This window comes from Methanosarcina sp., assembly GCF_035390745.1.
Lineage (GTDB): Archaea > Halobacteriota > Methanosarcinia > Methanosarcinales > Methanosarcinaceae > Methanosarcina.
Window position 1 is genome coordinate 33,313 of the sequence record NZ_DAOOUJ010000001.1, and the last position, 12,614, is coordinate 45,926.

Here is a 12,614-nt window from a genome sequence, read left to right on the forward strand (position 1 = left end):
CAATTCCATGTCGATAGCCAGTATCTAACTGCAATTGGCAGGCGTTTTCTTTCTGCTTCTCCTTCTAATTTTGTCTCAAAAAGGCAGCCACTTTTTTAAAAATATCTCATTTAGGCTATTTTTTACCTCTTTTCTGGCAAGTCTTAAATACAAATCCCTTAAAGATTTAGTATAATGACTGACGGGACGACTGAAGGATTGAACAAAGCTGCTGTATTTATCTGCCATTGCAGCGGGAACATTTCCGAACACGTTGATATAGATACTGTGAAAAAGACCCTTAAGGCAGAAGGGATCTCGGTTTACGATTATGAGTATATGTGCTCAAGCCAGGGGCAGGCTCTGATTAAGAGTAAAATTCTGGAAAAACAACTGGATAGGGTAGTAATAGGTTCGTGCACTCCTTCCAAGCATGGCACTCTTTTCAAAAAGTGCGTACAGGAAGCCGGACTGAACAGGGCCGGACTTGAGATTGCTAACCTGAGGGAACAGTGTGCCTGGGTGCATCCTGACAGAGCAGGAGCTACTGAAAAAGCCATTTCACTTCTTAAAGCCAAGCTGAAACGCCTGGAAAATGCCGAGCCGCTGGAAGATATAAAAGTGGACATCGCTCAACAGGCTCTTGTTATCGGCGGGGGGATTGCAGGAATTACAGCTGCATTGAACCTTGCAGATAATGGAATTTCCACTTTCCTTGTAGAAAAGGATTCAAGCATAGGTGGGCAGATGGCTAAAATCGGGAAGATCTTTTCTCCTGATAAACTTGCGGAAGAGTGTGCAATGTGCTCGCTCAGTCCTCTGATGAACGAGGTTGCAGCCCACCCGAAAATTACGCTTTTTACCTGGACTGAAGTAGAAAAGCTTAGCGGAAGCGCAGGAAACTTCACAGTCAGGTTAAATAAGAAACCGAGATACGTAAAAGATAACTGTACAGCATGTGGAAGGTGCAGCCGTGCCTGTCCTATCCTGGTTGAAGACGAATTTAACTGTGGTTACATGGACAGAAAGGCAATTTCTCTTCGCTTCTCCCAGTCAGTTCCAAAAATTTACTGTATAGATCCCGATCACTGCCTGCAGCTACATGGGGAAGCCTGCGGAAAATGTGAAGCTGCCTGCAAAAACGGAGCAATCGATTTCTCCCAGAAGGAAGAAATTATCGAGCTTAATGTGGGGGCAGTTGTTGTAGCCACAGGTTTTGAGGAGTATGATGTATCCCAGAAACCTCAGTATGGATATGGGATTTTTGAAAACGTGATGACCCAGATGGAACTTGCAAGAGTCCTGGGCATCAATGGCCCTACAAAAGGAGAACTTCTCAGGGTCTCGGATTTCAGCAAAGCTTCCAGTGATCCAGCTCCTGCAACCTGTGATTCAAGGTGCGAAAGTTCGTCTGATGATGCATCTGAAGCTGAAACGCCAAAAAGGATAGTCATGATTCAGTGTGTTGGTTCAAGGGACGAAAAGGAAGGCGGAAACCGCTATTGTTCAAGGTACTGCTGTATGGCAGCACTTAAGCATGCAAGCCTTATCAAGAAAAGATATCCGGAAACGGACATCACGATCTGCTATATTGATGTGAGGGCTTTTGGCTTTTACGAAAACTACTACCGCGCAGTTCAGGAAGCTGGGGTCAACTTTGTGAGGGGAAGACCTGCTGAAGTCATTGAAAAGCCGGATAAGAGTCTTGTTGTAAGGGTCGAAGACACCCTTAACCAGAAAATAAGGGAACTTCCTGCTGACATGGTAGTACTTTCCGCAGCTATGGTACCGTCTCCTGGTACAAAGAAAATTGCCAGTGTACTGAACCTGAGCCAGGACGAAAGCGGGTTTATTAAGGAAAAGCACTCCAAGCTGAAACCTGTAGACAGTTCCCTTGACGGAATCTTTGTCTGCGGCACTGCCCAGAGCCCTAAAGATGTTACTGATACAATCGCCCAGGCAGGACTTGCAGCTGTAAGGGCAAGGGCTTTCATTACGGACAGCCCGAAAACGCTGGATAATGAAATTGCAACCATAAACCGGTTGCTCTGTACACGGTGCGGAGAATGCCTTAAATGTCCATTCGATGCCCTTTCCGTAAACAATAGCGGCAGAGTTGTTCTTGACCCGCTTATGTGCACGGGTTGCGGATACTGTATCAGGCTCTGTAAAGAAGGGGCTATCCAGGTTGCAGGTTTTACCAGATCTCAGTTAAAGGCCGAGATCGAGGGTGTACTTGAAGAGGGGGATATGCTCGGCTTTGTGAACAGCGGAATAGCTTCTCTTACCTGCGACAATATTGGTAACAGTGTACTTACATATCCTTCAAATGTTAAACTGATAAGGGTTCCTACCTGTCTGGTAGTTGACAGAGACCTGGTGCTTCATGCGTTCAGGCATGGGGCATCTTCTGTCCTCTTTGTTGAAGACCCGCCTGACAGCCCTCGAGCTGAAGCTCTTTATCCTCTTACTGTCAGGCATTTCGAAAAACTCAAAGAGGAACTTGGAGATTCAGGAAACAGAATCCATTTCAAAAAAGCGTATGTTCCGAACATTAAAGGGCTTGCAGGAACTTTTACCAGCCTTGCCCGGGAAGGAGAGATGATAAAATGATCCCTTATGTAAACGAATACGATACTCCTGATTGTAAAACTCTTGCAGAGACAGCAAAAAAGAGTATCAGAACCCCTGAATCTCTGGGACTTGACCGCTGTATCCAGTGCGGAGCCTGCACAGCTTCCTGCCCTGCAGCACGGTTTACGGATTACAGCCCGAGGCAAATCGTAAAAAAAGTGCTGGAAAATGACCGCAGTGTGCTTGAATCAGAAATGATCTGGTCCTGCTTCTACTGCTATTCCTGCAATGTACGCTGTCCGAGGAACAACAGCCCTGTAACGATTGTGCAGGTACTGCGGCAGATGGCTATTAACGAAGGAATTGGCGTTGAAAAGCTAGCTTATTTCCTTGAAATCGGAGAATACCTTGCAGAAAACGGAGCAAGCAAGGTCCCGGTCGCCGGTATAAAGAATATGGAAAGAGATCTTGGAGAGCGCTGGATCGGGATTAAAAGAAATCTGGAAGTAATACGTTCCGAGCTCGGGCTCAGCTCCAGGGATGTAAGGGATACCCATGGAGAGGTCCAGGCTATTCTTGAGAGCACAGGATACTTTGACAGGGAAAAATGGATTAAAGAAAAGATACAGGAAAAAAAAATCAATGGGTTCCTGAATACAAACTACTATAGTGATAACGAAAAAAAGAACGGAGACTTCAGATTTGAAAGCGATAGAAAGTATACCGGACAGGAAGCTCTTATTGTTTAAGAGCTGCATGGTCGGGCAGGAATACCCTGGAGTGGAAACTGCCACCCGGTATGTTTTCGATAGGCTGGGGGTAGATTACTGCATAAACGATGAGCAGTCCTGCTGTACAGGGATAGGACACTATACTGATATCTTCGAAGGTCTCACAACAACGGCAATTGCAGCCCGGAACTTTGCTGTCGCCAGAAGGTGCGGGTATCCGAATATCACCTGCCTCTGTTCAACCTGCTATGCTATAAACAAGGAAGCCTGCGAGCTTCTTAATAATAATGCTGAAGTCAGGGATAAGGTCAACTCAATCTTTAAAGAAAAGGGCTTTGATGACCTCATTTACGAAAAGGGCGATATGGACCCGAGAACAAACTTCTATCATGCAGTTGAGATTATCCTGAGCAAAGTAGGAAAGATTCAGGAAGAGAAAAAATTCGATTTCTCAGGTGTAAAAACTGCAGCTCATCACGCCTGCCATTATTACAAAGTCAAGTACCTGGATGTTGTGGGAAGCCCGGAAAATCCCCAGCTGATCGACACGATAGCCGCAGCCTGCGGAGCATCTCCTCTCCGCTGGTACGAAGACCGCACTCTTACCTGCGGAATGGGGTTTTCCCAGCTTCACCTTAACAAGAATACTTCCCTCCAGGTAACCAAAACCAAACTTGACAGCCTTCAGAGAGCTGGAGTGGAACTGATGATTCATATGTGCCCGAACTGCCATATCCAGTATGATCGCTACCAGCCTGTAATTGAAAAAGAGTTCGGGGTAAAATACGATATGGTTCACATGAATATTGCCCAGTTCGTAGCCCTTTCAATGGGCGCAGACCCCTACAAAGTATGCGGTTTCCAGACTCACTCCGTGCCTCTGGAAGGTTTTCTTGAAAAGACCGGCGTAATCTAAAAAACCCCGCTCTATATTTGAGCCGGTCTTTTTTTCTTTTGGTCTTTTACTCTGATTTTCTTTTGACCTTATTTTGGTTCCCATAACTTCTAAATACTCAGATAGATTTCTCCCAGCCCTGTCCCATATCAACGAGAGGTCTCAGCTCAATAATCTCGAAGGTGACAGTTGCGTATATCATCTTTGCCGCCTCTTCGCCGGCTATTTTTGCGATCTGGCTTTTGATCATATCAAGCATCTCTCCGGAAGTTGCAGATTCCTTCTTCTTCAGATAAACCCTGATTCCTTTCCAGTCCATAATCTCCGCTCCCGGCTCCATTATGAGGAACATCGCGTAAGGGTTTTCCTGAAGGTTTGAGAATGTCCTGTTCTTACCTGTTGCGATTACAACAGTATTTTCATCGATCATATGGGGAGAGCCGAAAACAGCTGAATCTACCTTTCCGTCTTTAGTCGATGTGCTGAGAACCCCAATTCTAGGCTGCTTATTAAAGTAGTCCATTAATTTTGACGTCATATTAAACCTCCTCTCATAAACTATTTTGTTGCTCTTTCCCTTATTAATGAATGAGAAGACCGCCTGGTCATATATTACTGCTTGGAAAAGAGCTTTATTAGATATTAAGCTGCGATAAATATGAGTCGTGAGTATGCTTATAACTTTTTACTCCATTGCCTTACAGTATGTCAGGTGTTTCAGCAGGATAGAAATGAGATGAAGGAAAAATATCTGACAGAGAACAATTAAGAGTAAATTTCTCGTGTTTATTCTCCCTGACAACCTGCTGTCTTGAATCCTGCCTTTCACTTTCCAATGTTTAGTTGAATACTTCTCAGAATCACATATCCGGGATCAAAATCGTATATTATTCATTAAATTCCATCATTTTTCGGTAGATTAATGAGTCCTATTACGGTTGCAGGATCAAGTATGATTTCAAAACATACTTTGAGAGAGTAAAAAACAAAAAGCATCAGAGCTGCAGCTCTGCTGGCAAGTAAACTGGATCGTAACCTGTCCCCAATTGTATATTTTCAATCAACGGTTAAAAAGATATCCACAAGGGTAAACTCTGGATTCATAAATTCAGTACTTTTGATCAAACTCTGCGAGTCCCTGGTCCTGTACTTTTTAAAACCGACGAGATAGCTTTTTATCTTTCAGTCCTTTGTATGCTTATCCACCTGAGTCTTTTCTCAGCTTCGGAGGTAATTCACCTGCGACTGTTAATTATAATAACATTAGGCATAAAATATATTTTGTTATAGTGAGTTCTGAAACCTGAATTCTTACCATATCTATTGATTATTGCAATTATCCATTTGATTATAGGAAAGGAGGCTTACTTTTGGGAACAATCAGTGAAAAAATCTTTTCCCGGGCAGCAGGAAAAGAGGCAAAAGCTAATGACTTTGTGCTTGCAGATGTGGACTACGCAATGGCTCACGACGGCACATCAGTACTTACAGTAAATGCTTTTAAGGAAATGGAGATGGAAAAGGTCTGGGACCCTTCCAGGATTGTGATTCCTTTTGACCACATAGCTCCTGCAAATACCGAAACTTCAGCTACCCTGCAGAAGGAGATCAGGGAATGGGTGCAGGAGCAGGGCATACCCAACTTCTATGAGGTAGGGGAAGGGATCTGTCACCAGGTGCTTCCGGAAAACGGCTTTGCTCTTCCCGGAAAGCTGGTTGTCGGGGCTGATTCGCATTCCTGCACATACGGGGCTTTCGGGGCTTTTGCAACAGGGGTAGGGGCAACCGACATGGCTGAAATCTTTGCTACGGGAAAGCTCTGGTTTAAGGTACCAGAAAGCATCAGGATGACGGTTGAAGGCAGCCTTGAGAAAGGAGTCTATGCAAAAGACCTTACCCTTTATCTGATAGGAAAAACAGGGATTGCCGGTGCAACCTATAAAGCAGTTGAGTTTTACGGTCAGGCTATCAGTGAACTTTCGGTTGCCGGCAGGATGACGCTCTGCAATATGGCAATTGAGATGGGAGCAAAGACCGGGATCGTCCCTCCTGACGAAAAGACCTTTGATTTCCTGAAAAACAGGGCAGCTGCCCCCTACAAACCTGTATATGCGGACTCTGATGCAGCTTATCTGGAAGAGTTCAGCTATGATGCCGGAGATATTGAACCTCAGGTCGCCTGCCCTCACCAGGTTGATAATGTAAAACCTGTAGGAGAGGTTGAAGGCACTCATGTAGACCAGGTCTTTATAGGCACATGCACCAACGGAAGGCTTGAAGACCTTGAAGTCGCAGCATCAGTCCTGAAAGGGAAAAAGGTTGCAGTAAGGACAATTGTAATTCCTGCATCCCGCACAACCCTCCTTGCAGCCATAGAGAACGGGACAATGCAGACCCTGCTGAAAGCAGGTGTGACCCTTGCAACTCCAGGCTGCGGTCCATGTCTCGGTGCTCATCAGGGAGTACTCGGGGAAGGCGAGGTATGTGTTTCAACTGCAAACAGGAATTTCAAAGGCAGGATGGGAAAAGACGGCTTCATTTATCTCGCATCTCCTGCAACCGCAGCAGCCTCTGCACTGAAAGGTGAAATCACCGACCCGAGAACAGTTTAAACGGCAGTCATTATGGCTGCCCTCTAAAATTTTCTAATACCGGTTTTTCTTTAAATTTCTCTTTTCCTTTTCCGTAATAACAGTGTGAAAATTCGTCTTAAATCCAGCTAAAATTTATACCATGAATTCCATACTCATAAGCAGGAGGGAATAACAATTACCGAAGAACTTAGTCACGATAACCTTTCCCATTTGATTGAACACTGGATCGAACATAACGAAAGCCACATACAGAGTTTCAGAGAATGGGCCCAGAAAGCCAAAAAAGATGGTTTTCTCGAAGCCTCCGAAGATATCCTTGAGGCAGCCAGCAAGGTTGAGGAAGCAAATGATCTCCTTAACAAAGCAAGGGAAGGGCTTTTCCATCTCCATGAGCACAAATAACTTTAATGGCTAAATTTTCACAACAAGCTCTCAATTATAGTGCCGGTCTTTTCCCGTCACGTTTTCTCTTTACTTCTTTTTTGTTTCTTTTGTCTCTTTATCCAGCATTTAAGCTGCACGTTTTTCTCGGGCAAGGAGAGACCTTATGTCTTTTAGCTCGTTAATCAGCTCCCCAATTTCCGGTTCCTGAAGATATTTAACGAAACTCTGTTCCTCTTCAGGGATCAGGTCATCACTGCTCAACAGCTCTTCAATCAAATTTTCTCCAAGAAGACTTGCTGCAGTGCTGTTTTTACTTTCACTTTTTATCTTTTCAATAGGGTTGCTGCCGGAATCCCTGTTAGGAATCCTGTTTTCATTTAGTTTTCCAGCTGAGAACGGATATACAGCTTTTGTTTTTTCTTCTTTCTCCGGAAAAGTCTTCTCTCCATCCTTTTCTCCTGTTTCGTTTTTTGAGTCTGCTCCTTCCGAATTATTTGCTGTCAGAGTCTGGACAGCCGTGGAGGCTACATATTCTGATATTTTTTCTTCAGGTGTTGTGTCTTCAAGTTTTTCGTTTACTTCTTTTATTTTCATTCCGCTTTGTTTTATCTCCAGCAATCCGGAATCTTCTGCATGCAGAGAATTTTCTTTAACTGCAAGACTTTCAGGTATTTTTACGTATGTTTTTCTTGGAAGCGGAGGGAAAATTTCTTCTCTCCAGGGAAAATCTGATATTTCCTCACACTTCTCTTTTCCTGTTTTCCGGATCAGATGAATGCGGGTTTCAATTCCTTTTTTCTCCTGATTCAGTTTTTTTATTTCCTTTTTAATCTCTTCTCTTTTTTGTGCCAGGTTCTCAAGCTCTTCATCGCTTATGCATTCTGTTCTGGATTCTTCTGGCTTAATTATTAAATTCTTTAAGCCGCTAATCTTCAGGCACTTCAACCCGTTTTCTTTCAGTTCTCTTAACCCGTCTATACTTATATTTTTTAAACTTTCCATTCCTTTACCTCCCGCTAATACTGATTTATTCCGGTTTCAGAATCCTCTTCTGCCTCCTTTTTTAATCCTCTTGCAATTTCTTTTTCAGGCACTTTTTTATTTTTAGCCTGAAACTCCTTTCATATCTGGAATGTAAATACCCTGGATACGACCGGAGGGATAAGTATCATGCAGAGCCCTGAAATCCCGGACATCAGCCCCCCATAGAATAAAAGTTTGAAATTTCCTCCTCCTTCTACAATTTTCACTACGAGTGTATTTGAAATTGTCAGAATAATTATCACGGAAAATGTAAATTTGTAGAGCATGGGCACGCTTTCAGCCACATTAAACATGCTCATACCCATTCCAGACATCCCGCTCATACTCCCTTCTGTGGACATGTAAGCCTCGCTCATCTTTGAAACGAGCCCGCTGAATTTCGAAATTATCTCTATTACAAAAATTAAAAGTCCGACCATAACAGCATGCAGGGTTATGGCAAGCCCCTTGAAGCCTGAACTTACAAGCTGCCTTTTCATCCTTAGAAGAACGATTGCAAGGCTTGAAGACGAAACTATGTTCCCTATTTCTGCGGGGTCGCCTCCCAGCTCTACGGCATCTGTAAAGATCCTTGAGGACCTGTTGATCAGTTCTGAGCCTGTTTCACCTATAAACTTCTCCCAGCAAAGCCTGGAATTAAACCCCATAGAAAGGCCTTTGTGAAGTTCTTCAACTTCGGGTTTGAGACAGCCTATGGTTTCCCGATCAAGGTTTTCCATAGCACTCCTTATAGTGATTCCCGTAGTGCCGGCAAGGGTTCCAAGAGTCTTTATAAAAGCCGGGAAACTGCTGTCCCTTTCATTGATTTTTCTGTCATCAGCCAGAGCCAGGGCTCCTATCGGAAGCGTAAAGAAAGATACTCCAAGCAGGATAAATTCTTTCCCGGTCCCGAGAAAAATCAGAGCAGTAAGAGAAACCACACCGAGAGGAAGCAAAATCCGGCTCAGCAGCTTTATCTGTTCCTGTTCCTTTGATTTGCGGCTGAGGGAATGCAACTTTTTTTCGGCAGGAGCTGCCTTATATATTATATAAAGGGCAAGCCCGCAGATGAAGAGAGTCAGCAATATAATCAGGGATGTAATGGTTTCTATGTTCTCTATATTATAGATCATGACCGAAACAAGGATTATGGTAACAACGAGAGTTACCGACACCATCAGGGCAGTGTATCCATCAGTCCATTTTTTCAGGGATTCTATGCTTCTTTCGTATGCGTTGGAATAGATCTCTTCCCTTGTGATTTTCTCCTGTTTAAGGAAGTTCTTCTCGGGTTCTCCGGAAGAAAGTATATTTGCCATCCTTCCAAACAGCTTTGAAAGATAAACGTCCTTTAACCTCTGTGAAATGTACTTGCAGGCCTTTGCATACTCATACCCCCACTTTGAGGCAAGAATATGTATTTGCCTGAAATATTTCGAAGCCTCATACTCTTTCTGGCGCCCTGCATAATCGAATATCCTGTCCCTTTCGATATCTGCAGTTGCAATAGCTGCCATATAAGTCAGAAGGAAGAGCATATCATCATTAACCCTTTCAACAACTTTTGTGCTCTTCAGTTTTCGGGCAAGGCTAAAATACCCTTCAACTCCATGTTTTGCAGCATTTATTTTTAAGTAAGGAGCCGTTTCTGCATAATTCATGATGTTAACCCCGCTTCCTCAAGCTGGATCAGGGTATTAAACAGGTCATAGAAATTCGTAATATTTGCCTGGTGGATTTTTCTCAGGATTTTTGCCCTTCTGTCAAGCTCGGAATATATCTTTCTCACCTGGTTTTCGGGAATTCCCATGCGGGGGGCAATTTTATGTTCCAGAAGGTAAGAGTTGTTTTTTCCTGTGAATTTGAATGTATCCGTGGCAGGGTCCCATTTGAAAATATCCATAAAATTAAAGGCCTGATTCACAGCATCATAACCCACGATTTCGTTTATGCTCAGAACCCTTCTTCCAAGCCCTTTTCCTGGAACGTTTACCGCACTCTGGATAATAACCACGTTCAGGTTATCCACGTAATTTTTGGGCACATTTATGGGGTCTCCTGTAAGCCTCTGAATCAGTTTTTCAACCGAGGCTGCGTGGAATGTTGACATTACAGGGTGCCCTGTCTGCATTGCCTGAAAAGCGATACTTCCTTCTACCCCCCTGATTTCACCTATCATTATCTCATTGGGGCGCTGCCGCAGGGCGGCTTTTAAAAGGTCAAACATAGAAACATCAGACCCGCTGTCATCTCTTGTAGTCCTTGTAACCTCCCGGGTCCAGTTCTTATGAGGGACCTGCAGCTCAGGAGTATCTTCAATGGAAACTATTTTGGACTCTGGCGGAAGGAAAGTGGTTACTGCATTCATCATTGTGGTCTTTCCTGATGCGGTTTCCCCTGAAACGAAACAGTTCATGCCTGCCCTGAGCATCATCCACATGTATGCAGCCATTGTATAGTCAATTGTCCCGAATTCGATAAGTTCGAGGATTGAAATCGGAACCCCCATGAATTTCCTGATGGTAAAATTGCTTCCTCTTTTGGACACATCTTCCCCGAATACGATATTAATTCTTGAACCGTCCGGCAGAGCGGTATCGACAATAGGGTCCCTGTAGGTAATCGGCTTCCCTACTTTTTCGGACATCTGTATAACAAAAGAATTGAGTTCTTCGATTTCTTCAAATGAGATTGTTGTTTTGAGAGACGAAAATACCTTATGCTCAACAAAGATCCTGCCAAGCCCGCTGCAGCTTATATCTTCTATGTTTGAGTCAAGCAGTAAAGGTTCGAGCATTCCCATTCCTACCTTGTCCCTGACCATCAGGTATTTTATTGCATTGAATTCCTGGGGAGTTAAGGGAATTTTCTTCAGTTTTCCTGCACCCAAGACTCCCTTCAGATTTTCAAGAATTCCTGACTTTCCTCTCTTACTCTCTCCTTTCTGGGAGTCTTTTTCCCGGCTTTTTCTCTGATCTGCATCTTTTTTCTTTCTCCTCAGTTTCCCTTCCGATGTCCCGACATTTTCCTTAAAATCCTCTCTTACATCGCAGGTTTTTTCAAGGGCTTTTACAAGGAGCTTCTTTTTTTCTTCAGGGTCATTTGTGCTGATGTCCTGGTCGTGTATCACGTCGATGAGTAACTTTTCCACCGCCTCCAGTGTGCTGTTCAGGTTCTGGAAAAGGCAGGGCTCTATGGGGATGTAATAGTTCCTTATGTCTTCCCTGTCCGGATATATGTGAACAGCAAGCCCTTTTCCTGCGGGATAAATCAGGTTGGGGTGTTTAATTCCTTTCATGGACCTCGAAATTCTTGGATAGAATTCCGGAAGCCCTATCTCTTCAGCTGGAAGTCTGCAGATATAATCAAGGATATGCTGGTTCTCTTCCCTGCCAACGAACTCCTGCATTTCCGGAGAAAGGCTTGCGTATACCTCGTTTCTGGAACGCCCTCCATTCTCCGGTGCAGGCAACGGGTTAAAAGGCAGAGCTTCCATCTGAATTCCTCATTCGGGTTTCTTCTCCGGTCGCCATCTCTCCGGATACTTTTTCATTTTTTCAGGCTTTAATCTTTGAAACAGGAATTATTTTCAGCCCGAATTCACTGTCCACATCAAAACTCAGCAGATTTCCCGTAGTTTTTCTGGCACCCCTCAGTTTCTGGATTTCCATAGTTTTTACCCACTGGTCCCCAACCTGCTCTATCCTGAGTTCAAGGCAGTCACTGCAAACTGACCTCAGCCTGTAGAGTACTGCCTGAGAAAACGCGTACCCGTGCACGCTAATGAGAATGGTTTTTCCCCTGTCGCACAGTTTTACACATTCAGTAAAGAAGTTTAACACCGCATTTTCCGAGGCGTTAACTGCAAAGATTGTCAGGGAATCTATGAGGATCAGTTCTTCTTTACATCTCTGTATGCATTCAAGAAGTACCTGCAGCAGGCTCTCACTCAAATGCGGGTTTTCTTCAACATAGCTCGCATTAATTTCGAATATCTTTGATCTTCCTATTATGAAATAATCCGAAATCCCGCGTTTTAAGCTCTCCATCTGGTTCAGGACTTCCTTGGAGGTCTTTTCGGTTGTTATAACAAGCACTGTTTTATCCTGGTTAAGGGCTCCCCATATTATCTGCTGCAGAAAAATAGACTTCCCACTATCGTTTGCGCCTTCGAGAAGACAGAGCGAACCTGCAGGAATACCTCCTTCCAGTTTCCTGTCTATTTCCAGGTTTCCGGAGGATATAAACTCCATCAGCTCTTTCTCTTCCTCTTTCAGGTCGCTTAATACTTCTTCATAAAAAGATTCTTTTTCCAGCAGTACACCCTCACCTTTATTCCCTTCCATTTCTCTCCCCCCTTCTTCGGGCTTCTTATAATCCCTGATTCTCTTCTCAGGTGGTTTTTCAGAATTATTACCTGAGACCCCCTGAAAA

10 protein-coding genes are annotated in these 12,614 nt (G+C 43.9%); 5 read left to right on the forward strand and 5 right to left on the reverse strand.

The window, feature by feature from the left end; translation table 11 throughout:
* Positions 1-174 precede the first annotated feature (174 nt).
* From hdrA to hdrB, 3 genes are read left to right on the forward strand one after another with little or no spacing between them, the layout of a single operon-like run.
* Positions 175-2,592 carry a ferredoxin:CoB-CoM heterodisulfide reductase subunit HdrA gene (hdrA, locus tag PLL47_RS00180; RefSeq protein WP_324443451.1) on the forward strand — a complete coding sequence of 806 codons (2,418 nt, stop codon included), beginning with the start codon at positions 175-177 and terminating at the stop codon, positions 2,590-2,592.
* Complete coding sequence (gene hdrC, locus PLL47_RS00185; protein WP_324443453.1) at positions 2,589-3,302, forward strand: ferredoxin:CoB-CoM heterodisulfide reductase subunit HdrC; 714 nt, start codon at positions 2,589-2,591, stop codon at positions 3,300-3,302. Before hdrA ends, hdrC begins: the two co-directional genes overlap by 4 nt.
* Entirely contained in the window at positions 3,256-4,200 is a 945-nt protein-coding gene (gene hdrB, locus PLL47_RS00190) for a ferredoxin:CoB-CoM heterodisulfide reductase subunit HdrB (protein ID WP_324443455.1), read from the forward strand. Before hdrC ends, hdrB begins: the two co-directional genes overlap by 47 nt.
* A gap of 97 nt (positions 4,201-4,297) precedes the next feature.
* On the opposite strand, the gene PLL47_RS00195 is transcribed toward hdrB, so the two are convergent.
* Positions 4,298-4,717 (reverse strand): pyridoxamine 5'-phosphate oxidase family protein, encoded by a 420-nt coding sequence (locus PLL47_RS00195; RefSeq protein ID WP_324443457.1) that lies wholly within the window; start codon positions 4,715-4,717, stop codon positions 4,298-4,300.
* 841 nt (positions 4,718-5,558) lie between these two features.
* Between PLL47_RS00195 and hacA the strand changes: the two genes are divergently transcribed.
* Both hacA and PLL47_RS00205 read left to right on the forward strand, forming a co-directional pair.
* Positions 5,559-6,791, forward strand: coding sequence for a homoaconitase large subunit (hacA, locus tag PLL47_RS00200; RefSeq protein WP_324443704.1), 1,233 nt, complete (start codon positions 5,559-5,561; stop codon positions 6,789-6,791).
* 192 nt (positions 6,792-6,983) lie between these two features.
* The gene (locus PLL47_RS00205) at positions 6,984-7,175 is read left to right on the forward strand and encodes a DUF8180 domain-containing protein (protein WP_324443459.1); all 192 of its coding nucleotides are present in this window, start codon (positions 6,984-6,986) and stop codon (positions 7,173-7,175) included.
* Between the two features lie 108 nt (positions 7,176-7,283).
* Here PLL47_RS00205 and PLL47_RS00210 read toward each other — a convergent pair whose 3' ends face one another.
* From PLL47_RS00210 to PLL47_RS00225, 4 genes are all read right to left on the reverse strand, one after another.
* On the reverse strand, positions 7,284-8,159 hold the full coding sequence (locus PLL47_RS00210) for a hypothetical protein (protein ID WP_324443461.1): 876 nt from the start codon (positions 8,157-8,159) through the stop codon (positions 7,284-7,286).
* A gap of 119 nt (positions 8,160-8,278) precedes the next feature.
* Positions 8,279-9,841 (reverse strand): archaellar assembly protein ArlJ/FlaJ, encoded by a 1,563-nt coding sequence (gene arlJ / locus PLL47_RS00215; protein WP_324443463.1) that lies wholly within the window; start codon positions 9,839-9,841, stop codon positions 8,279-8,281.
* Entirely contained in the window at positions 9,838-11,676 is a 1,839-nt protein-coding gene (gene flaI, locus PLL47_RS00220) for an archaellum flagellar ATPase motor FlaI (protein WP_324443465.1), read from the reverse strand. The genes arlJ and flaI overlap by 4 nt, the downstream gene beginning before the upstream one ends.
* 61 nt (positions 11,677-11,737) lie before the next feature.
* Positions 11,738-12,526 (reverse strand): PRK06067 family protein, encoded by a 789-nt coding sequence (locus PLL47_RS00225; protein ID WP_324443467.1) that lies wholly within the window; start codon positions 12,524-12,526, stop codon positions 11,738-11,740.
* Positions 12,527-12,614: the final 88 nt, after the last annotated feature.